This window comes from Massilia sp. 2TAF26 (assembly GCF_052115005.1).
Taxonomy (GTDB): domain Bacteria; phylum Pseudomonadota; class Gammaproteobacteria; order Burkholderiales; family Burkholderiaceae_D; genus Telluria.
In genome coordinates this window covers 48,502-70,190 of record NZ_JBFRFV010000027.1, presented here as the reverse complement: position 1 = coordinate 70,190, position 21,689 = coordinate 48,502, and the positions used below count along the sequence as shown (strand labels likewise).

General features: G+C 66.8%; 19 protein-coding genes. 11 read left to right on the top strand and 8 right to left on the bottom strand.

The features are described 5' to 3' along the window. Nucleotides 1-12: 12 nt before the first annotated feature. Genes AB4Z32_RS22280 through argS form a run of 5 tightly spaced genes read right to left on the bottom strand, consistent with a single transcriptional unit; the run spans nucleotide 13 to nucleotide 4,683 of the window. Nucleotides 13-777: a biotin--[acetyl-CoA-carboxylase] ligase gene (locus AB4Z32_RS22280; RefSeq protein WP_442124055.1), complete on the bottom strand. Its 765-nt coding sequence runs from the start codon at nucleotides 775-777 to the stop codon at nucleotides 13-15. Further along, nucleotides 774-1,559: an SDR family oxidoreductase gene (locus AB4Z32_RS22275; protein ID WP_442124054.1), complete on the bottom strand. Its 786-nt coding sequence runs from the start codon at nucleotides 1,557-1,559 to the stop codon at nucleotides 774-776. The genes AB4Z32_RS22280 and AB4Z32_RS22275 overlap by 4 nt, the downstream gene beginning before the upstream one ends. Further along, the gene (locus AB4Z32_RS22270; protein ID WP_442124053.1) at nucleotides 1,556-2,221 is read right to left on the bottom strand and encodes a thiol:disulfide interchange protein DsbA/DsbL; all 666 of its coding nucleotides are present in this window, start codon (nucleotides 2,219-2,221) and stop codon (nucleotides 1,556-1,558) included. The genes AB4Z32_RS22275 and AB4Z32_RS22270 overlap by 4 nt, the downstream gene beginning before the upstream one ends. Before the next feature lie 10 nt (nucleotides 2,222-2,231). Continuing rightward, nucleotides 2,232-2,966, bottom strand: a complete 735-nt coding sequence (locus AB4Z32_RS22265) for an SPOR domain-containing protein (protein WP_442124052.1) — start codon at nucleotides 2,964-2,966, stop codon at nucleotides 2,232-2,234. Nucleotides 2,967-2,970: 4 nt separating this feature from the next. After that, nucleotides 2,971-4,683, bottom strand: a complete 1,713-nt coding sequence (gene argS / locus AB4Z32_RS22260; protein ID WP_442124051.1) for an arginine--tRNA ligase — start codon at nucleotides 4,681-4,683, stop codon at nucleotides 2,971-2,973. A gap of 171 nt (nucleotides 4,684-4,854) precedes the next feature. Between argS and rsmB the strand changes: the two genes are divergently transcribed. The 10 genes from rsmB (at nucleotide 4,855) to AB4Z32_RS22210 (ending at nucleotide 15,501) form a co-directional block, all read left to right on the top strand. Further along, a complete protein-coding gene (gene rsmB / locus AB4Z32_RS22255; RefSeq protein ID WP_442124050.1) occupies nucleotides 4,855-6,480 on the top strand; it encodes a 16S rRNA (cytosine(967)-C(5))-methyltransferase RsmB in 1,626 nt (541 codons plus the stop codon). 37 nt (nucleotides 6,481-6,517) lie between these two features. Beyond that, nucleotides 6,518-7,081, top strand: coding sequence for a DUF4390 domain-containing protein (locus tag AB4Z32_RS22250; RefSeq protein ID WP_442124049.1), 564 nt, complete (start codon nucleotides 6,518-6,520; stop codon nucleotides 7,079-7,081). A 3-nt stretch (nucleotides 7,082-7,084) separates the two neighbouring features. Further along, on the top strand, nucleotides 7,085-9,391 hold the full coding sequence (locus AB4Z32_RS22245) for an ATP-binding protein (protein WP_442124048.1): 2,307 nt from the start codon (nucleotides 7,085-7,087) through the stop codon (nucleotides 9,389-9,391). A gap of 50 nt (nucleotides 9,392-9,441) precedes the next feature. Next, nucleotides 9,442-10,176, top strand: coding sequence for a response regulator (locus tag AB4Z32_RS22240; RefSeq protein WP_442124047.1), 735 nt, complete (start codon nucleotides 9,442-9,444; stop codon nucleotides 10,174-10,176). Nucleotides 10,177-10,190: 14 nt separating this feature from the next. Next, complete coding sequence (locus AB4Z32_RS22235) at nucleotides 10,191-10,568, top strand: GTPase (RefSeq protein WP_442124046.1); 378 nt, start codon at nucleotides 10,191-10,193, stop codon at nucleotides 10,566-10,568. A 147-nt stretch (nucleotides 10,569-10,715) separates the two neighbouring features. Continuing rightward, nucleotides 10,716-10,973, top strand: a complete 258-nt coding sequence (locus tag AB4Z32_RS22230; protein WP_047827039.1) for a BTH_I0359 family protein — start codon at nucleotides 10,716-10,718, stop codon at nucleotides 10,971-10,973. 68 nt (nucleotides 10,974-11,041) lie between these two features. After that, complete coding sequence (locus AB4Z32_RS22225; protein WP_442124045.1) at nucleotides 11,042-11,806, top strand: class II glutamine amidotransferase; 765 nt, start codon at nucleotides 11,042-11,044, stop codon at nucleotides 11,804-11,806. Nucleotides 11,807-11,923: 117 nt separating this feature from the next. Then, nucleotides 11,924-13,243, top strand: coding sequence for an EAL and HDOD domain-containing protein (locus AB4Z32_RS22220; RefSeq protein WP_442124044.1), 1,320 nt, complete (start codon nucleotides 11,924-11,926; stop codon nucleotides 13,241-13,243). 13 nt (nucleotides 13,244-13,256) lie between these two features. Continuing rightward, nucleotides 13,257-14,198 (top strand): ABC transporter ATP-binding protein, encoded by a 942-nt coding sequence (locus tag AB4Z32_RS22215; protein ID WP_442124043.1) that lies wholly within the window; start codon nucleotides 13,257-13,259, stop codon nucleotides 14,196-14,198. Between the two features lies 1 nt (nucleotide 14,199). Next, entirely contained in the window at nucleotides 14,200-15,501 is a 1,302-nt protein-coding gene (locus AB4Z32_RS22210) for an ABC transporter permease (protein ID WP_442124042.1), read from the top strand. A gap of 43 nt (nucleotides 15,502-15,544) precedes the next feature. On the opposite strand, the gene metH is transcribed toward AB4Z32_RS22210, so the two are convergent. Further along, nucleotides 15,545-19,312, bottom strand: coding sequence for a methionine synthase (metH, locus tag AB4Z32_RS22205; protein ID WP_442124041.1), 3,768 nt, complete (start codon nucleotides 19,310-19,312; stop codon nucleotides 15,545-15,547). Between the two features lie 296 nt (nucleotides 19,313-19,608). Between metH and AB4Z32_RS22200 the strand changes: the two genes are divergently transcribed. Continuing rightward, nucleotides 19,609-19,839, top strand: coding sequence for a BrnA antitoxin family protein (locus AB4Z32_RS22200; protein ID WP_442124040.1), 231 nt, complete (start codon nucleotides 19,609-19,611; stop codon nucleotides 19,837-19,839). 96 nt (nucleotides 19,840-19,935) lie between these two features. On the opposite strand, the gene fmt is transcribed toward AB4Z32_RS22200, so the two are convergent. Both fmt and def read right to left on the bottom strand, forming a co-directional pair. After that, nucleotides 19,936-20,883 carry a methionyl-tRNA formyltransferase gene (fmt, locus tag AB4Z32_RS22195; protein ID WP_442124039.1) on the bottom strand — a complete coding sequence of 316 codons (948 nt, stop codon included), beginning with the start codon at nucleotides 20,881-20,883 and terminating at the stop codon, nucleotides 19,936-19,938. Between the two features lie 11 nt (nucleotides 20,884-20,894). After that, nucleotides 20,895-21,431 (bottom strand): peptide deformylase, encoded by a 537-nt coding sequence (gene def, locus AB4Z32_RS22190; RefSeq protein WP_442124038.1) that lies wholly within the window; start codon nucleotides 21,429-21,431, stop codon nucleotides 20,895-20,897. Nucleotides 21,432-21,689: the final 258 nt, after the last annotated feature.

The window sequence follows — 21,689 nt, the reverse complement described above, 5'->3', positions numbered from 1 at the left end:
GGCGGCTCTTCCTTATGCCTTGATGCGCAGCGAAACGTCGCCGGCGACGATGGCGACGCGGCCGTTTTCGGTGTCGAGCAGCAGGCGGCCGGCATCGTCGACGCCGGCGGCCAGGCCCTCGTGCAGGACCTCGCCGCGGTCGAGGATGACGACGGTCTGCCCCTGCCAGCCATGCAGCAGGTTCCAGCGCGCGCTGAAGGCGGAAAAGCCGCTTCGTTCGAACAGGCGCAGGGCCTCGGCCAGGCCGTCCAGGATTGCGGCCAGCAGGGTGTCGCGTTCCATGCGCGCCAGCCAGGGCACGGCGGCCACCGGGCGGCCGATCTGTTCTTCCAGCTCGTCCGGCATGGCGAGGTTCAGGCCGATGCCGATCACGGTCCACACCGCGCCCTCGGGGGCCGGCGCCGTCTCCACCAGGATGCCGGCCAGCTTGTCGCCGTCCTTCAGCAGGTCGTTCGGCCACTTGAGCTGGACCGGCTGGCCGAGCCGGCCCAGGGTCTCGGCCAATGCCGTGCCGATCGCGAGCGGCAGGCCGGTCAGTGTGTGCAGGCCGCCGTCGAATTTCCAGGCCAGCGAGAAGGTGAGCGAGTGTCCGGGGCTTGATAGCCAGCTGCGGCCGGCGCGGCCGCGGCCGGCGGTCTGGTGCTCGGCCACCAGCAGCACCGGCGCGCTCAGGGCCGGGGCGCGCCCCAGCAGGTCGGCATTGGTCGAGCCGGTTTCAAGCACCACTTCGACCGCGACCCCTGCCTTCGACAAAGCCATGATGCGTTCGGCATTCATGCGGTCTCCTTGCGCGCCTTCTGCGGCGCACGCGCGAGCAGCGGGTCGAACACGGCATTCGGCAGCAGGCGCAGCAGCCGGGCGGCGACGCCCATCTGCCAGGGAATCACACGGAAACCGCTGCCGGCGTCGATGGCGTCGGCAGCGCGGGCCGCGAAACGCTCGGCCGGCATCAGGAAGGGCATGGAGAATCGGTTATTGCTGGTCATGGGTGTATCGATATAGCCGGGCACGATGGTCACGACCCGGATGCCGTGAGTGCGCATTTCGAGGCGCAGCGATTCGGCATAGCTGTGCACCGCCGCCTTCGAGGCGCAGTAGGCGCCGGCGCCCTTCAAACCCCGGATGCCCGCCAGGCTGCCGATCGCCACCAACCGGCGCGCGCCGGTCCCTTGCTTCATCGAGGCGATGAAGGGCGCGAAGGTGGCGACGGTGGCGTTGACGTTGGTGGCGAACACGGACTCGAACAGCGGCAGGTCCTCGCGGCGTTCGGTCAGGGTGCCGTGCGAGATGCCGGCCGAGGCGATCACGATGTCGGCGCTCCCATGCGCGGCGATGAAGCCGCGCGCCGCCTCTGCCAGCGCGGCGTGGTCGGTGACGTCGACCGCCCAGGCGCGGTGGCGTTCTGGATTCGGCAGGGAAGAAATCAGGGTGTCCAGCGCATCCTTGCGGCGCGCCAGCAGGCCGAGCGCGGCGCCGCGGCCGGCATATTCGCGCGCCAGCGCGGCCCCGATGCCGCTCGAGGCGCCGGTGATGAAAACGCGCGGCGGCGCGGCGCTCATTGCCTGGCCTTGGCCACCAGGTAGTCCATCACCTGCAGCGCCGCCTGCTGCTGCTGCTGGGCTTCGGTGTGCGCTTCGGGTGCGTGCTTGCCGGCGTGCGAGGGCGAGGTCAGCCAGCGGCCGTCGATCACGACCACCGGCCAGCGATCGACATGGTAGGCGTCCATCATGGCGTCGGCGCGGCGCAGGCGCTGCTGGATGCCGAAGGAGCGGTAGGTGTCGATGAAGCGGGCGCGCTCGATGCCGTTCTTCGCGATCCAGTCGAACACCTGTTCGTCGCTGTTCAGGCGCAGGCGGTCGACGTGCATGGCGGCGAACACCCGGTCGTGGTATTGCTCCAGCAGGCCCATCGCTTCGAGCGTGAAGAACAGGCGCTGCTGCGGCAGGACATTGGCGTCGCGCGGGACGTGCACGCGCTTGAACACGATCCTGTCGCCCTGCTGCTTGACCCAGGCCGCGAGGCGCGGTTCGAAGGCGTAGCAGTGCGGGCAGTAGTAGGCGAAGAACTCGATGACCTCGACCTTGCCGCCGGTGCCGGTGGGCTGCGGCGAGGGCAGGGTCACGTAACCGGCGCCGTCCTGTGGCTCGGCGGCGGCGGGGAGGGACAGCGCCGCCGCGGCCAGGCCGAGCGCGGCGGCACAGAACAGGCGGCGGCTCGTCATCGAGGCCCGCTCAGCGCTGCTTGCGCACGATGGCGACGTCGACGCCGTTGTCGAGCAGCTTGGCGCGCGCCTTGTTCATCGATTCGACCTGGTTGTACGGGCCGAGGCGCACGTGATGCAGGACGCCGCTTTCGCGGGTGCTGTCGCTGATCGCGGCTTCGAAGCCGAGCAGGGCCAGCTTGGCGCGGGTCGCCTCGGCATCCGGCATGTTGCGGAAGGCGCCGGCCTGCAGGTAATAGACGTACTCGCCGCTGCCGGCCGCGCTGGCCGTGGTCGTGGCGGGCGCCGGTGCGGCGGCCGCGGCAGGGGCGGCCGGCACGGCGTGCGAGGCCGGCGCGGCGGCGGGCACGGCCAGCGGATGGCTGTCGTGCGCCGCCGGTTGGGCCGCCGGTTTCGCTTCCATGCTGGCGATCGCCTGGCCCAGCGGGTCCGCCGACTCGGCCGGCTTGGCCGGCGCGGCGGTACGCGCCGCGGCCTTCTCGGTGACTTCCTTGTTCGCCTCGCGCACGGCCTCGCGGTTGGCGTACATCGGCTTGTTCGGATCCATCGCCTGGCCCGGGGCCGGGTCGGCCGGACGGCCGGTCTTGGCGGCCTTTTCGGTGAACGGCGAGGCGCCCTTGGTGATCGTCAGGGCGACGGCGACGGCGATGCCGAGGCCGACGATCAGGCCGATGATCAGGCCGGTGAGCGTACTGCCGCGCTGGCGCGCGACGGCGCGGATGGTGCGGGTGCGAAAAGCGGTCATGGACTTACATCTTCTCCGGTGCCGAGACGCCGATCAGGGCCAGGCCGTTGCGCAGTACCTGGCGGGTTGCGGTGGCCAGGGCAAGGCGCGCCAGCTTCAGCGCTTCGTCGTCCTCGATCAGCCACTTGTGGGCGAAGTAGTAGCTGTGCAGCTCGCCGGCCAGTTCGCGCAGGTAGAACGCGACCTGGTGCGGGCCCAGTTCGGCCTGGGCGCGCTGCAGCATCTCCGGGTAGGCCGCCAGCTTGGCCAGCAGGCTGGCTTCGTGCGGCTGGGTCAGCGGCGACAGGTCGGCGTTCGCCAGGCTGGCGACGTCGCCGCCCCAGTTGGCCAGCGCCGAGCAGATGCGCGCATGGGCGTACTGCACGTAGTAGACCGGGTTCTCGTCGTTGGTGGCCAGGGCGACGTCGACGTCGAACACGAACTCGGTATCGGCCTTGCGCGAGATGAGGAAGAAGCGCACCGCGTCGCGGCCGCGCGTGACGTCGCCGTTGCCCGACCATTCGATCAGGTCGCGCACCGTCACGTAGGAGCCGGCGCGCTTGGAGATCTTGACCTCTTCGCCGTTCTTCATGACGGTGACCATTTTGTGCAGCACATAATCAGGATAACCGCGCGGGATACCAATATTTACCGCCTGCAGGCCGGCGCGCACGCGGGCGATGGTGCCGTGGTGGTCGCTGCCCTGGACGTTGATGGCCTGGTCGAAGCCGCGCTTGAATTTCTGAATGTGGTAGGCGACGTCCGGCACGAAATAGGTATAGGTGCCGTCGGACTTGCGCATCACGCGGTCCTTGTCGTCGCCGTAGTCGGTGGTCTTCAGCCACAGCGCGCCGTCCTGTTCGTAGGTGACGCCGGCGTCGACCAGGGCCTGGACCGCGGCCTCGACCTTGCCATCGAGGTACAGCGAGGACTCCAGGTAGTAATTGTCGAACCTGACGCCGAAGGCCTGCAGGTCCTGGTCCTGCTCGTTGCGCAGGTAGGTGACGGCGAAGCGGCGGATCGATTCGAGATCGTTGGTATCGCCGCTGCCGGTGGCGGGCTGGCCGTCGCTGGCCGAGACGGTTTTCTTCGCCATGAAGTCGTCGGCGATGTCCTGGATGTAGTCGCCGTTGTAGGCCGACTCCGGCCACTCCAGGTCGCCCGGCTTGAAGCCGCGCGCGCGCGCCTGGACCGAATTGGCCAGGGTCAGGATCTGCACGCCGGCGTCGTTGTAATAGAACTCGCGGGTGACCTTGTGGCCCTGGGCTTCGAACAGCGCCGACATGGAGTCGCCCAGCGCGGCCTGGCGGCCGTGGCCGACGTGCAGCGGGCCGGTCGGGTTGGCCGAGACGAATTCGATGATCACGTGGTGGCCGGCGCCGCTGTCGCCGCGGCCGTAGGCTTCGCCCTGCTGCAGGATGGTACGCGCCACCGATTGCTTGGCGGCGTCGGCCAGGCGCAGGTTGATGAAGCCCGGACCGGCGATCTCGGCGGAGGCGATCAGGCCCTTGGCATTCGGATCGGCTTCGAGGGCGGCGACCAGGCGGGTGGCCAGCTCGCGCGGATTGGTCTTCAGCGGCTTGGCCAGCTGCATCGCGATATTGCAGGCGATGTCGCCGTGGGTCGGGTCGCGCGGGCGCTCGAGGGCGATGTTCGGGATTAAATCGGTGCCGGCGACGATCGGGGCCAGGGCGGCCTGGAACAGGGCAACGATTTCTTGTTTTTGTTGGGCGAGCATGAACTGTGGTCGAAAATGAAATGGTTGGGGCCTGGATCCAGGCGAACATCGGTCATTATACTGGTTTGACGCAAGGCGGAATACGTTCCCGGCCCTTGCTCCAAAGCTTCGTTTAAGCCTGCGCAACGCTTAACCGCTACAATGTGCGTCTTTATGCATTGATCATTCGCCATGACTGAAAAGCGCCCGACGCTCACCCTCAAACCCAAGGCCAGGACCGCCGGCACGGGCGCCGCGCGCCCCGGACAGAACAAGCCTGGCCCCGCGCGTCCGCAGGCCAAGGGAGGCCCGGGCCGGGGTGCGCCGCAGCAGGGACGTCCGGCCGGCCGGCCGGAGCAGGGTGCACGCGGCCAGGGGCCCGCACCCGCGCCGGCGCGCCCGCCGGCGCCCGCTTCGGCTCCGGTATCCGCACCGGCACCGGCGCCGGTCCGCGAGGAGGCGCCGCGCCTGCGCCAGAGCCATGAGTTCAAGACCCCGGTCCAGCTCGATTACCGTCCCGGGCTGAAGGGCGATTCGCTCGCGTTCGCCCTGCTCGGCGCGGCCAGCAGCGTCGCCCGGGTGTGGAACGGCACCACGCTGCCCCAGGCCCTGTCCGACGTCTTCCATGCCTATGAGGCGACTCCGCAGGCGCGCGGCGCGATCCAGGACATCGCCTACCGCACGATGCGCCAGCTGGGCCGCAGCGAGACCCTGCTGGCCATGATGACCAGTAAATCGCCGGAGCCGCCGATGCTGGCCGGCCTGCTGTGCGCGGCGCTGGCCCTGCTCGATCCACCGGAAGGCACCCAGCCGCCCTACGAAGCCTTTACCGTGGTCGACCAGGCCGTCGGCGCCGCCGCCGCCCACCCCGATTTCGCGCATGCCAAGGCGATGGTGAACGCGGTGCTGAGGCGCTTCCTGCGCGAGCAGGAAGCCCTGCTGGCGGCTGCGCTGCCGCAGCCGCTGGCGCGCTGGAACTACCCGCAGTGGTGGATCGACGCGGTGCGCGCCGCCTACCCGCAGCAGTGGCAGGACATCCTCCAGGCCGGCAACCGCCAGCCGCCGCTGACCCTGCGCGTCAACCTGCGCAAGACCAGTGTCGAGGCCTATCTGCAGACCCTGGCCGCGGCCGGCATCGAGGCCACGCGCGTCGGCCCGTCCGCCCTGCGCCTGGCCCAGGCCATGAACGTGGCGCAGATTCCCGGCTTCGAGCAGGGCGTGGTGTCGGTGCAGGACGCCGGCGCCCAGCTGGCCGCGCCGCTGCTCGACCTGCACGACGGCATGCGCGTGCTGGACGCCTGCGCGGCCCCGGGCGGCAAGAGCGGCCACATCCTCGAGCTAGCTGCCGTCGACCTGACCGCGCTCGACGTCGACGGCCGCCGCCTGGCGCGCGTCGACCAGAACCTGCAGCGCCTGGGCCTGCACGCCACCGTCAAAACCGGTGCTGCCGAGGCCGTCAACTGGTGGGACGGCCGGCAGTACGACCGCATCCTGGCCGACGTGCCGTGCACGGCCTCGGGCATCGTGCGGCGCCATCCGGACATCCGTTGGTTGCGTCGGAAGAGCGATACCCACCAACTTGCAACACTTTCCACCAAAATACTCGACAATCTTTGGCAGATGCTGCGGCCCGATGGTAAATTGCTGTTCGTGACATGTTCGCTCTGGCCGCAGGAATCGGAAGCGCAGGCCGCCGCCTTCGCGGCGCGCCACGGTGCGGTCCGTCTCGATGCGCCGGGCCAGCTTCTTCCGACAAGCGGTGCCGGGCAGGATCATGATGGTCTGTTCTATGCCCTGTTCCAGAAGGCAGGGGCGTAGGACCTCCCGATAACACGCTTTTTGAGGCCTGGCCCTAGTGATTGCCCGATTTTTCCGTCTGTTCGTCTGCCAGCTGATGCTGGTCTTCGCCTGCGCCGGTGCGCAGGCGGCCGACGGGATCGAGATCACCCGCGCCAGCATCGCCGCCTCCGATGAAGGCTACCGCCTGTCCTCCAATTATTCCTTCGACCTGACCCCGGGCCTGGAACAGGCCGTGATGCACGGCGTGGCCCTGTACTTCACCACCGAGATCGAGCTGACCCGGCCGCGCTGGTGGTGGTACGACGACAAGGCGGTGTCGAAACGGCGCACGGTGCGCCTGCATTACGACCTGCTGAACCGCCAGTACACCGTGCAGGTGATCGGCAGCCTGCAGCAAAGCTTCGCCACCCTCGACGAGGCCCTGTTCCTGATCCGCCGTCCGGTGCCCTGGCTGTTCGCCGCGCGCGGCGACCTCAAGTCCGGCGAGACCTACAACGTGACCCTGCGCATGTTCATGGACCGTGAATACCTGCAGAAGCCGCTCCAGGTGGATGCCTTCAACAATTCCGACCTGCGCCTGGCTTCGCACAAGAAGACCTTCACCTACCGTGCGGAGTAAGCCGTGACCCAGGTCCTGCGCTACGTGCTCGTGATCGGCAGCGCGATCGGCTCGATCCTGCTGTTCCTGCTCGCTTCCGCCTCGGACAACTCGGGCTTCCTGGACCGGAACTACTCCTGGGTGCTGGGACTGAACACCGCGGTCGCCGGCGCCCTGCTGATCCTGGTGATCGTCGCCCTGACGCGCCTGTATGCACGCCACAAGGCCGGCAAGTTCGGCTCGCGCCTGATGACCCGCCTGATGCTGCTGTTTGCCGGCATCGGCATCCTGCCCGGGCTGGTGATCTTCATGGTCTCGGTGCGCTTCGTGTCGCACTCGATCGAGTCCTGGTTCGACGTCAAGATCGAGGCCGCTCTGGACTCGGGCCTGAAGCTGGGGCAGGCCGCGCTGGACGAATCGAAGTCCCAGCTGGTCGCGAGCGCCAGCACCACCGCCGCCACCCTGGCCGGCCAGGACCCCGCCGCCGCGCGGGCGATCCTGACCCGCCTGGTCAGCGGCGAGACCGGGATGCAGAGCGCGCTGCTGCTGTCGGCCGATGGGAAGGTGCTGGTCTCGGCCGCCGAGGATCCGCAGGTCGACCTCACGCCCGACCTGCCGAGCCAGCAGATGCTCAAGCAGGCCGCGCTGCCGGGCGGGTATGCGCAATCCGAAGGCAGCGCCGAGCACGAATTCCGCGACTTCCAGGGTGCCGGCGCGCCCAGCGGCCTGGACATGGCGACCGGCCTGCGCCTGCGCGCGGTGGTGTCGGTGCCGGAACCGCCCGGCACCGAGCCGCGCTACCTGCAGCTGATCCAGTCGGTGCCGATCAATCTGGCCACCAACGCCCAGGTGCTGCAGGACGCCTACAGCACCTACCAGAGCCGCGCCTTCTCGCGCACCGGCCTGCGCAAGATGTACATCGGTACCCTCACGCTGACCCTGCTGCTGGCGATCTTCTCCGCCATCGGCAGCGCCTTCCTCATCGCCGGCAACCTGGCGCAGCCGCTGCTGGTGCTGGCCGAGGGCACGCGCGCGGTGGCCGAGGGTGACCTGTCGCCGCGGCCGATCGTCGAGACCAACGACGAACTCGGCACGCTGACCCAGTCCTTCAATGCCATGACCGGCCAGCTGTTCGAGGCCAGGTCCGCCGTCGAGCGCAACCGCGCCGCGCTGCAGAGCGCCAAGGCCCACCTGGAATCGGTGCTGGCGAATATGTCGGCCGGCGTGGTCGTGATGGATGCCGACGGCGTGGTGGTCAATTCGAACGATGCCGTGCACCGCATCCTGCAGGTCGACGCCAGCGCGCTGGCCGGCCGCCCTCTGGACGAGATCGAGGGACTGGAAGCCTTTGCCAGCGCCGTCACCAGGGCCTTCTCGGCGCAGAGCGCGCAGTCGGCGGCCAAGCAGGGACGCCGGCACGGCGACCAGCGCTCGCACTGGCAGCAGCAGATCGAAGTCCCGCGCCGCCCCGGCACCAGCGATGACCACGACCTGACCTTGCTGGCACGCGGCTCGCGCCTGCCGGTGGGGGCGGGCAGCGGCTTCATCGTGGTGTTCGACGATATCTCGGACGTGATCTCGGCCCAGCGCTCGGTGGCCTGGGGCGAGGTCGCGCGGCGCCTGGCGCACGAGATCAAGAACCCGCTGACGCCGATCCAGCTGTCGGCCGAGCGCATGCAGATGAAGCTGGCCGACCGCCTCGACCCCCAGGGCGCCGAGCTGCTGAAAAAGGGCACCGACACCATCGTCACCCAGGTCGATGCCATGAAGCGCATGGTCGACGACTTCCGCGACTACGCCAAGGCGCCGCCGGCGGTGCTCGGTCCCCTCGACTTGAACGACCTGATCTCGCAGATCCTGAACCTCTACCTGGCCGGCGACGGCTCCGACGTCATCCACGCCGTGCTGGCGCCCAACCTGCCGCGTGTGATGGGCGACGCCACCCAGCTGCGCCAGGTGATCCACAACCTGCTTGCGAATGCCCAGGACGCGCTGGTCGATTCGCCGCCGCCCGACGGCGGACCGCCGCGCATCGACGTGCTGACCGAGGCCATCCACTATGAAGGCGCGGACGGCGCCGCCGGCACCGCGGTGCGCCTGGCGATCGTCGACAACGGCCCCGGCTTCGCGCCGAAGATCCTGTCGCGCGCCTTCGAACCCTATGTCACGTCGAAGGCCAGGGGTACCGGTCTCGGCCTGCCGATGGTCAAGAAGATCGTCGATGAACACGGGGGGCGGATCGATGTCGCCAACCGCGCGGACGGATCTGGCGCTTCGGTATCGATTTTGCTGTTAAAGTTAGCACCCGAGGCGAACTTGGCCGAAGCGTGATTCGCGCATAGAATCTGGGCTGTGAGGGTCAGACAGGAAGGCAAGAGAGAATGGCGAACATACTCGTAGTTGATGATGAAATGGGAATCCGGGAACTGCTCTCGGAAATCCTTGGCGACGAGGGCCACGTGGTGCAGCTGGCGGAAAACGCCCAGCAGGCCAGGAACGCGCGTCAGCAGGGCGCGCCCGACCTGGTCCTGCTCGACATCTGGATGCCGGATACGGACGGCGTCACCCTGCTCAAGGAGTGGCAGCGTGACGGCCTGCTTACCATGCCCGTGATTATGATGTCGGGCCATGCGACGATCGACACCGCGGTCGAGGCGACCCGCATCGGCGCCCTGAACTTCCTCGAAAAACCGATCGCCCTGCAGAAATTGCTGAAGGCGGTGCAGCAGGGCCTGACCCGCGCCCAGGAAGTGGCGCGCGCCCCGGCCATCGCCCCGCGCCCGGCCGTCGCCAGCGCCCCGGTGCCCGAGCCGAGCATGCCCAGCGCCCCGATGTACGCGGCCCAGCCGCCTGCGAACGGTGCGATCGGCATCGCCCGCCCGGTCGGCAATGGCGAAGCCCATGCCCACGGCTATACGCTGTCCTTCGACCTGCCGCTGCGCGAAGCCCGCGACGCCTTCGAGCGCATGTATTTCGAACACCACCTGGGCCGCGAAGGCGGTTCCATGACCCGCGTGGCCGAGAAGACCGGCCTGGAACGCACCCACCTGTACCGCAAGCTCAAGCAGCTCGGCGTCGAGCCTGGCAAGCTGGGCAAGAAGAACGCCGCTCAATGAGCGCGGCAAGTCCCGTGACCGCAACACTGGTCACGGGTTCCTCGGCAGCGGTACGCGAACAAGCGATTTTCGACCAGCTTCAGTTGTCAAAATTGCACCAAAATGGTGCAAGATCCGCTGTGATTCTCGAGGGCCTCGCGCCCGGCAATTCCCCTCTCGACAGCCTTCCCGCGGATGTCCTGTTCGCGCGCATTGCCCCCGGTTGCCTGTGCTGCACCGGCAATCTGGTTTTGCGTGTAACATTGAATCGCATGCTGCGCCAGCGCCCGGAACGCCTTTTCATCGGCGTCGCCCGCAGCGAGCATCTTGATCAGTTGCGATCGTGGCTGCAAGCCGAGCCATACGATCAGCTGCTAAGGCTGACACCCGACCTGATCTCATCGCCTTCATAGGACCGCGCCTACAGCGTTCTCAGCATTTCGGAAGCTTGAAATCGATCAGGACAGCCCCACCTCGGCATTGAAGTAGATTGCATTCATCATTGGCTGCCCGCCGCCGGGCACCAAGCTTCGCCAATCTGATCGAGTGAAGGAGTCATCATGAACATGATCTATAACAGCGAGCAGTACAGCGTCGTCGAATTTGGCGTCGATCACAACCTCGAAGCCCTGCGCTTCGGCGGCTACGAGATCGTCGACAAGTCCGGCCGTCGCGAAGCGTTCATCGGCGGCAAACTGGCTCAGGCTTTCCGGCGCGACGTCAACAACCTGATCGCGAGCGAGCCGACGATGGAAGAGATCGACGAGTTCCTGGGTTCCTACGATACCCTGATGAGCCAGCCGGTCGTCCTGCATTGAACAGCACGGCCCGGGCCTGTCGTCTTTACCAAGACCGGCCCGGCAGCGTCCCATGGTAAGCTTGGCCCATGTGTCAATTACTTGCCATGAATTGCAATGTCCCCACTGACATTGTCTTCAGCTTCACCGGCTTCGCCCACCGCGGCGGCCGCACCGATACCCATCACGACGGCTGGGGCATCGCCTTCTTCGAAGGCGCCGGCGTTCGCCATTTCGTCGACCACCAGGCCGCCATCGCATCCCCGATCGCCGAACTGATCAAGCGCTATCCGATCAAGTCGCTGAACGTCATCGCGCATATCCGCAAGGCCACGCAAGGCCAGGTCGCGCTGGAGAACTGCCACCCCTTCGTGCGCGAGCTGTGGGGCCGCTACTGGGTGTTCGCCCACAACGGCGACCTGAAGGACTTCCATCCGACCCTCGACGGCGCCTTCCGCCCGGTCGGCAATACCGACAGCGAGCTGGCCTTCTGCTTCCTGCTGCAGGAGTTGCGCGCCCGCTTCGGCGACCGTCCGCCCGCGCTGCCGGCCCTGCGCGCGGCGATCGGCGAGCTGGTCCGCGTGATCGCCCGCCACGGCACCTTCAACATGATGCTGTCCGACGGCACCGCCATGTTCGCCCATTGCTCGACCAAGCTGTGCTACGTGGTGCGCCAATACCCCTTCGACAAGGCCTGCCTGGCCGACGAAGACCTGTCGGTCGACTTTTCGCAGGTGACGACCCCGAACGACCGCGTCGCCATCATCGTCACCACGCCGCTCACGACCAACGAGACCTGGACCGAATTCGCGCCCGGCGAGCTGAAGGTCTTCATCGATGGATGGCCCGTGTAGGAATTTTCTGAATGTGAGCAGGATGTCACGTTTTTGGCTTGAAATTAATGCCTAAAAGCCACTAGATGGACGGAATGGGGTAAAGTGCCTGGTGTACAAGCTGCCGAAGAGTCCGAGATGACCGATACCCTGAGACAGGATCATGCCGACCATCCCTTGCGGGTGCGTGACTTCTACCTGGGCCGCCAGCCCGTGCTGGACCGTAACCAGTCCCTGTTCGGCTACGAGCTGCTGTTCCGCAGCACGCCGCTCGGCCAGGCGGACGTCGGGCAGGGCGCCGGCCTGAGCGCCACCGCCGCCGTCATTGCCCACGCCGCCCAGCTCGGCCTGGCGCGCGCCATCGGCGACGCCCACTGTTTCCTGAACGTCGACGCCGATGTGCTGGGCAGCGACATCTTCGCCTTCCTGCCGCGCGAGCGCACGGTGCTCGAACTGGCCGCTTCGGTGGCGCCGGACGAGGCGACCCTGGCGCGCCTGGCCGAGCTGGCCGGCCACGGCTTCCGGTTCGCCCTCGACGGCATCGATAGCGGCAGTGCAGGCGAGGGTATGGACGATGCGGCGCGCCTGCAGAAGCTGCTGCCGCTGGCGCGCTTCGTCAAGCTCGACCTGCGCACGACGCCGCAGCCGGCCCTGAGCACCCTGGTGGCGCGCCTGCACGGCATGGACAAGACCGTGGTGGCGAACAAGGTCGAGACCCGCGACGAATACCAGGCCTGCCTCGACCTCGGCATCGACTACTTCCAGGGCTATTATTTCGCCCGTCCCTCGGTGCTGGGCGGACGCAAGCTGTCGCCCTCGCAGGCGGCGGTGCTGGAGCTGATGAAGCTGGTGACCTCGGACGTCGACAACGCCGACATCGAACGTGCCGTGAAGCGCGACGTCACGGTGGCGATGAACCTGCTGCGCCTGGTGAACACGCCGGCGGTGGGCGCGCGCCAGCGCATCGATTCGGTGTCCCAGGCCCTGATCGTGCTGGGCCGGCGCCAGCTGCAGCGCTGGCTGCAGATCATGCTGTACGCCGAACCGGGCACGCGCGGCCACAACCAGACCCCGCTGCTGATGCTGGCGACCACCCGCGGCCGCCTGATGGAGCTGCTGGCCCAGCGCCTGCGCCCCGGCCAGCGCTACCTGTCCGAGATCGCCTTCACGGTCGGCATCATGTCGCTGATGGACGTCCTGTTCGGCATTCCGATGGCCGACATCGTCGAACAGATCCCGGTCAGCGACGAGGTCTCGCAAGCGCTGCTGCGCCGCGGCGGCTTCTTCGGCGAGCTGCTCAGGCTGGCCGAATGCATCGAGTCGCCCGACAGCCACGAGGGCCAGGAAGACGGCGTGCTGCCGTCGCTGCGCGGGCTGGCGATATCGGGCGACGACATGGTCGAACTCGAGATGGCCGCGTTCCAGTGGTCCGATTCCGTCGTAAGGTACGCGATCTAAGGAGGTGTAAAGCATGTCGTCCGTCCTCCTGAGTGTGCACAACCTGGTCAAGACCTACGGCACACGCCGGGCGGTCGACGGCGTCTCCTTCCGCGTGCTGGCCGGCCAGACCGTCGGCCTGCTGGGCCCGAACGGCGCCGGCAAGTCGACCACGGTCGGCATGCTGTGCGGCCTGCTCGTGCCCGACTCGGGCGAGATCTTCCTGGGCGGCGAGCGGGTCGGACCGGGCGCCGCCGCGGTCAAGCGCAGGATCGGCGTGGTGCCGCAGGACCTGGCCCTGTACGACGACCTGTCCGCGACCGAGAACCTGCGCCTGTTCGGCGCCCTGTACGGCCTGCGCGGCGGCCTGCTGCTTGATCGCATCGACAAGGTCCTGGGCCAGGTGAACCTGCTCGACCGCGCGCGCGACAAGCCGGCCACCTATTCCGGCGGGATGAAGCGGCGATTGAACATTGCCGCGGCCCTGATGCACGATCCCCAGCTCCTGATCCTGGACGAGCCCACCGTCGGCGTCGACCCGCAGAGCCGCAACGCCATCTTCGACACCCTGGAAGCCCTGCAGGCCCAGGGCAAGGCCCTGATCTACACCAGCCACTACATGGAAGAGGTGGAACGCCTGGCCGACCACATCGTCATCATCGACCACGGCAAGGTGCTGGCCGACGAAAGCCCGGCCTCGCTGCACAGCCGGCTGGCGGCCCAGGCCGCGCTGCGGGTCGAACTGGCGGAGCCGGCCCATGCCTCGCTGCTGGAAGGCTTGCGCGGCCAGCGCGGCGTCACCTCGCTCAGCGCGAACGGCGGCGCGATCGACATCGGCCTGGCGCAGGCGGCCGATGCCCTGCCGGTGATGGGCTGGCTGCAGCAGGCCGGCTGCCGTCCGCTGCACTTCGCCACCGCGCGCACCAGCCTCGAAGACATCTTCCTGACCCTGACCGGACGCAGCCTGCGCGACTGACATGAACGCCGCCCTGACTCCCTCATTGATCCCCTTCGTCGCCCTGATCCGCAAGGACATCCTCCTGTTCCTGTCGGACCGCCGCGCGCTGGTCATGACCCTGGTGCTGCCGGTCGTGATCGCGGCCTTCTTCGGCTCCCTGTTCGGCGGCAGCGCCAAGACCAGCGCGATCGAGGTCGCGCTGGTGCAGCAGGACGGCAGCGAGATCGGCAACCGGATCGCCGCCGGCCTCAAGGCCGACCCCAACCTGCGCATCACGCCGATGACCCGCGAAGCCGCGGAAAAAGCGGTGCGCAAGGGCGACCAGAAAGTGGCGATCGTGCTGCCGGCGGGCTTCGGCGAAGCGGCCGGCGCGGCCCTGTTCGGCAACGGCGGCAAGCCCGCGATCCCGCTGTTGTACGATCCCTCGCAGCCGGCCGTGCTGGGCATGGTCAAGGGCATGCTGACCCAGCAGGTGATGTCGGTGGTGAGCGCCGAGATGTTCGGCGGGAAGATGGGCCAGGAGATGACCGAGCGCAGCCTGCGCCAGCTCGACGCGAAAGCGCAGACCGACCCGGACAGCCGCGCCTTGCGCGACATGCTGGCCAGCGTGCAGAAATTCCAGGCCCTGCCGCAAAAGGATGCCGGCGCGTCCGGCGCCGCGGGCAGGGGCCTGAGCATGCCCTTCACCACCCGCGACCAGCAGCTCAGCAGCGGCGCGGCGGAGCAGGGCTACAACGCCTACGCCCACGCCTTCGCCGGCATGGGCGTGCAGTTCATTCTCTTCATGGGCATCGACATGGGCATCGGCATCCTGCTGGCGCAGCGCACCGGCGTCTGGAACCGCCTGCTGGCGGCGCCGGTGGGCCTGACCCAGTTGCTGCTGTCGCGCGCCGCCTCCGGCGCCATCATCGCCTTTACCCTGCTGTGCATCGTGTTCGCGGTGGCGGTGGCGGTGTTCGGCGTGCACATCGCCAGCCTGCCGGGCTTCCTCGGCCTGGCACTGTGCTTCGGCGTGCTGACCGCCAGCCTGGGCCTGCTGATCGCGGCCTTCGGCAAGACCCCCGAAGCGGCGCGCCGCATCGCGATGTTCGCGGTGCTGATCATGGTGATGCTGGGCGGGGCCTGGATGCCGTCCTTCCTGTTCCCGGAATGGCTGCAGAAGCTGACCATGGCGGTGCCGACCCGCTGGGCGGTCGACGGACTCGATGCCGTCACCTGGCGCGGCATGGATGCGATGGCGGTGGCGCCGGCGATGGGGGTGGAGCTGGCGTTTGCGCTGGTATTCGGCTTGCTCGCCGTGTGGAAGTTCAAGCGGGCGTAGCCACCACGTCGTTCCCGCTTTCGCGGGAATGACGGCTCAGGCGTTACAGGTTCGGCGCCAGATAGCGCTCGACGTCTTCCTTCGGCAGCCCGCGGCGCGCCGCCATGTCGTCCAGCTGGTCCTGCCCGATCTTCCCGACCACGAAGTACTTCGACTCCGGATGCGAGAAGTAGAAGCCCGACACCGCCGCGCCCGGATACATGGCGAAGGATTCCGTCAGCTGCATGCCGATCTCCTCGGCCTGCAGGGTCTTGAACAGCTCGGCCTTCACCGTGTGCTCAGGGCAGGCCGGATAGCCCGGCGCCGGACGGATGCCGACATAGGCTTCCTTGATCAGCTGCTCGTTGCTGAGCTTCTCCAGCGGCTCGTAGCCCCACAGGTCGGTGCGCACGCGCTCGTGCATGTACTCGGCAAAGGCTTCGGCCAGGCGGTCGGCCAGGGCCTTGACCATGATCGACGAGTAATCGTCACCCTCGGCTTCGAAGCGCTTCTCGATCTTCTCGGCGCCCAGGCCGGCGGTCACCGCGAACATGCCGATGTAGTCGGCCACGCCGGACTCCTTCGGCGCGATGAAGTCGGACAGGCACTGGTTCGGACGCTGCACGCCGTCCACCACCGGCTTCACGCCCTGCTGGCGCAGGCCGTACCAGGTGAAGGCGACTTCGCTGCGCGATTCGTCGGTATAGATCTCGATGTCGTCGTGGTTGACGCTGTTCGCCGGCAGCAGGGCGACGGCGCCGTTCGCCGTCAGCCAGCGTCCATCGACGATCTTCTTCAGCATCGCCTGGCCTTCCTCGAACACCTTGGAAGCCGCTTCGCCCACCACCTCGTCGCTGAGGATGGCGGGGTAGGGGCCGGCCAGGTCCCAGGTCTGGAAGAAGGGGCCCCAGTCGATGTAGCGCGCCAAGGTGGACAGTTCGACGTTCTTGAAGACGCGGCGGCCGATGAACTTCGGCTTTTGCGGCGCGTAGTCGAGCTTGGCCTTGTTGGCGCGCGCCTGTTCCAGGCTCACCATCGGCAGCGCCTTCTTGTTGGCGTGCTGCTCGCGGATGCGCTCATAGTCGCCGGCCAGTTCGGCCACATAGGCGTCGCGCGTGTCCGCGGTCACCAGGGCCTGGCCCACCGACACCGAGCGCGAAGCGTCCGGCACGTACACGACCGGGCCTTCGTAATGCGGTGCGATCTTGACCGCGGTGTGGGCGCGGCTGGTGGTGGCGCCGCCGATCAGCAGCGGCACCTGGCGCTCGCGGAACCAGGGGTCGCGCTGCATCTCGCGCGCCACATAGGCCATCTCTTCCAGCGACGGCGTGATCAGGCCGGACAGGCCGATGATGTCCGCGTTCTCTTCCTTGGCCTTGGCCAGGATCTCGGCGGCGGGCACCATCACGCCCATGTTGACGATCTCGAAGTTATTACATTGCAGGACCACCGAGACGATGTTCTTGCCGATGTCGTGGACGTCGCCCTTCACGGTCGCGATCACCATCTTGCCCTTCGGTTTGGCGACGATGCCGGTGCGGCGTTCCTCCTCCGCCTTTTCCTCTTCGATGAAGGGGATCAGGTGGGCCACGGCCTGCTTCATGACGCGTGCCGATTTCACCACCTGGGGCAGGAACATCTTGCCCTGGCCGAACAGGTCGCCGACGATGTTCATGCCGTCCATCAGCGGGCCTTCGATCACCTGGATCGGACGGCCGCCTTCATTCGCGATTCCAGCGCGCGCTTCCTCGGTATCCTCGACGATCCACTGCGTGATGCCGTGCACCAGCGCGTGCGCCAGGCGCTTGCCGACCGGCGCCTCGCGCCACTCGAGGTTCGCTTCCTGTTTATTCCCGCCGGCCTTCAGGGTGCCGGCGAATTCGATCATGCGCTCGGTGGCGTCCTTGCGGCGGTTCAGCACCACGTCCTCGACGCGCTCGCGCAGCTCGGCATCGAGATCGTCGTAGACGCCGATCATGCCGGCGTTGACGATCCCCATGGTCATGCCGGCCTTGATCGCGTGGTACAGGAACACGGTGTGGATGGCTTCGCGCGCCGGGTCGTTGCCGCGGAAGGAGAAGGACACGTTCGACACGCCGCCCGACACCTTCGCATGCGGCAGGTTCTCGCGGATCCAGCGGGTCGCGTTGATGAAGTCGACCGCGTAGTTGTCGTGCTCCTCGATGCCGGTGGCGATCGCGAAGATGTTCGGGTCGAAGATGATGTCTTCCGGCGGAAAGCCGACCTTCTGCGTCAGCACGTCGTAGGCGCGCTTGCAGATCTCGGTCTTGCGCTCGAAGGTGTCGGCCTGGCCCTTTTCGTCGAAGGCCATCACGATCACGGCGGCGCCGTAGCGGCGGCACAGCTTGGCCTGGCGCAGGAATTCTTCCTCGCCTTCCTTCATCGAGATCGAGTTGACGATGGCTTTACCTTGCACGCACTTCAGGCCGGCCTCGATCACGCTCCACTTCGAGGAGTCGATCATGATCGGCACGCGCGAGATGTCCGGTTCGGAGGCGATCAGGTTCAGGAAGCGGGTCATGGCCGCCTGCGAATCCAGCATCGCCTCGTCCATGTTGATGTCGATGACCTGGGCGCCGTTCTCGACCTGCTGGCGCGCCACCGACAGCGCCTCGTCGAACTGCTCGTTCAGGATCATGCGCGCGAAGGCCTTGGAGCCGGTCACGTTGGTGCGCTCGCCGACGTTCACGAACAGCGAGGCGTCGTCGATGGTGAAGGGCTCCAGGCCGGACAGGCGCAGCGCGGTCGGTACCTCCGGCACGGTGCGCGGCGTGGCCTTGGCCATCACGTCGGCGATCGCCTTGATGTGTTCGGGCGTGGTGCCGCAGCAGCCGCCGGCCACGTTGATGAAGCCGGCTTCGGCGAACTCTTTCAGCAGCGCCGAGGTGTCGGCCGGCAGCTCGTCGAAGCCGGTGTCGCTCATCGGATTGGGCAGGCCGGCGTTCGGGTAGATGCACACATAGGTGTCGGCAATCGTCGACAGCTCCTGCGCATAGGGACGCATCAGGGCCGCGCCCAGCGCGCAGTTCAGGCCGATGGTCAGCGGCTTCGCGTGGCGCACCGAGTTCCAGAAGGCCGGCACGGTCTGGCCGGACAGGATGCGGCCCGAGGCGTCGGTGACGGTCCCGGAAATCATCAGCGGCAGGCGCGGCGTCTGCGGATGCTCGTCGAAGTACTGGTCGATCGCGAACAGGGCCGCCTTGCAGTTCAGGGTGTCGAAGATGGTCTCCACCAGCAGCAGGTCGACGCCGCCGTCGACCAGGCCGCGCAGCTGCTCGTAATAAGAGCTCACTAATTGATCGAAGCTGACGTTGCGCGCGGCCGGGTCGTTCACGTCCGGCGAGATCGATGCGGTCTTCGGGGTCGGGCCGAGGGCGCCGGCGGCGAAGCGCGGCTTGTCCGGGGTCGAATACCTGGCGCAGGCGGCGCGCGCCAGTTTGGCGGCCTCCACGTTCATCTCGTAGACCAGCTCCGCCATGTGGTAATCGTCCTGGGCGATGCCGGTGGCGCCGAAGGTATTGGTTTCGATGATGTCGGCGCCGGCCGCGAGGTAGCGCTCGTGGATCTCCTGGATGATCTGCGGCTGGGTCAGGTTCAGCAGCTCGTTATTCCCCTTCACGAACAGCTCGCGTGCTCCGCTGCCGGCAGGCGCGGCGAAATCCCGGAAGCGTTCGCCGCGGTAGGCCTGTTCGTCGAGCTTGTACTGCTGGATGATCGTGCCCATCGCCCCATCGAGGATCATGATGCGGCGCGCAAGGATCTCGCGCAGCTGGGCGTCGGCGGGGGAATAGGTCGGGGCAGCGGTGTTCATCGTCGGTTTCCGGGAGGGTTTTACAGAGGCGGGTCTTCGATTATACCTTTACTAGCAGAGTTTGTTCGGCTGTCAAGCGGAGGCTACCGAAGGCCTCCGCGTAAAGACGTTTGTAACCTTATGTATCAGAAGTCACATTGTTACAGTACGATACAAAATGAGGCTTATTAGCAATTTCCCGGATACATACAGGGACGACAATTAATTCCCATGGAGCCGCCGCTGGCGCGGCCCCTAGTCCAAATCGAACGGAATGTGCGGACCCGTCGTCCGCCGCCTCAATGGGAAGAATTGCAATGAACAAAGAATACGTGCCTGAATGGGACCAGCCGGCAACCCGCACTGAAGAAAGCACCGCCAACAAGAACGCCGCCAGCGGCGTGAAGCAGATTGTGACGATCCGCCTGGACGTCGACATGCTGGAATGGTTCAAATCGGCAGGCCCGGGCTACCAGACCCGCATCAACCAGGTCCTGCGCGAGTACATGGAAGCCAATCGCGTGCGTGCTCAGGTAGAGCAGCACTAAGATGCAGGGTGTGATTGATGCAGGGCATCGATCACGAAGCCCACGAAAGATGTGAATGTGTAAAGGTGGGCATGGAGTGCCCACCCTATGTAGCAATTATTCGAACGACACGCCGTCGAACGAAAATCCCTTCAGGAACTCTCCCGCCGCCAGGCGCTTGCCGCCCGGTTTCTGCAGTTCCGTCAGGCGCAGCGCGCCTTCCCCGCAAGCCACCACGATTCCCTGGGCATCCGCCGCCAGCACCTGGCCGGGCCGGCCTTTGCCGTCGACCGCCTGCGCATTCCAGATCTTGATGGTCACGCCACCCGCCTGCGCATGCGCACCCGGGAAGGGATTGAAAGCCCGCACCTTGCGCGCCAGTTCGGCAGCGGGGCGCTGCAGGTCCAGCTTCGCTTCTTCCTTGCTGATCTTGGCGGCGTAGGTCACGCCTTGTTCCGGCTGCGGCACGGCGGCCAGGCCGCCTTCCGCCATCTTGTGCAAGGCCTCGACGATCATGCGGCCGCCCATCGCGGCCAGCTTGTCGTGCAGGCTGCCGGTAGTGTCGGTGTCGAGGATGGGCAGGCGCTCCATCGACAGCATCGGGCCGGTATCCAGGCCTTCTTCCATTTCCATGATGGTGACGCCGGTCTCGGCATCGCCGGATTCGATCGCGCGGTGAATCGGTGCCGCCCCGCGCCAGCGCGGCAGCAGGGAGCCGTGGATATTGATGCAGGGCTTGATGTCGAGGGTGGAGCGCGGCAGGATCAGGCCATAGGCCGCGACCACCATCACGTCATAGCTGGTGGCCAGCAGGCGTTCGTGGGCGGCTTTCGCCTCCTCGGCGCGCTGGGCATCCCTGGCATCCATGCGCAGCGACAGCGGCTGCAGCACCTCGATGCCATGGGCCAGCGCGACCTGCTTGACGGCGGAGGCTTGCAGCTGCATGCCGCGCCCGGCCGGACGGTCCGGCTGGGTCAGCACCAGGGGAATCTCGAAACCGGCGTCGATCAGGGCGCGCAGGGCACAAGCGGCAAACTCCGGCGTGCCGGCGAAGACGACCTTCATGCGAGCCGCCATCAACGGCGGCCGGCGGCCTTCGGACCGCTGTTCTGGTGGGCGCGCTCTTCCTTGAGCAGCTTGGTCTTGATGCGGTTGCGCTTGAGCGGCGACAGGTATTCGACGAAGACCTTGCCCATCAGGTGGTCCATCTCGTGCTGGATGCATACCGCCAGCAGGCCGTCGCATTCCATCTCGAAAGGCTTGTTGTGCTGGTCGACGGCCTTGACCTTCACGCGCGCCGGACGCTCGACGCCGTCGTAGACGCCGGGCACCGACAGGCAGCCTTCGTCGTAGACCTGCTTTTCCGGGCTCGACCAGGTGATTTCCGGGTTGACGAATACCAGCAGCTGGTCGTGGGTTTCGGTGACGTCGATCACGATCACGCGCTCGTGCACGTCGACCTGGGTCGCAGCCAGGCCCACGCCGGGGGCGTCATACATGGTCTCGGCCATGTCCTCGACCAGCTTGTGCAGGCGCTCGTCGAATTCGGTGACCGGTTTGGCCACTTTGTGCAGGCGCGGGTCGGGATAGCGAAGGATGTTCAGTAAGGCCATGGCTCTCTATTTACTCTGTTTATTCTGTCGTAATGCGTAGATGGGGTGTCCGTCACGCCCGTTCAAGCCTGTACAATTGTTTCCGCACAGACACAAAAGCAACACGCCGCGCCTGTGGCAGGACGCGGTTGTCTTGCTAGTTCAGGGATTTGTGGGCAGAATTTGATTCAGTTCGGCAACCCTTCGGTACAACAAGCTTTGATCCGGCGTGCGGTCAGCGAGTCGATTGCCAGGAACTTATCTGTGTTTTAGCCGCAC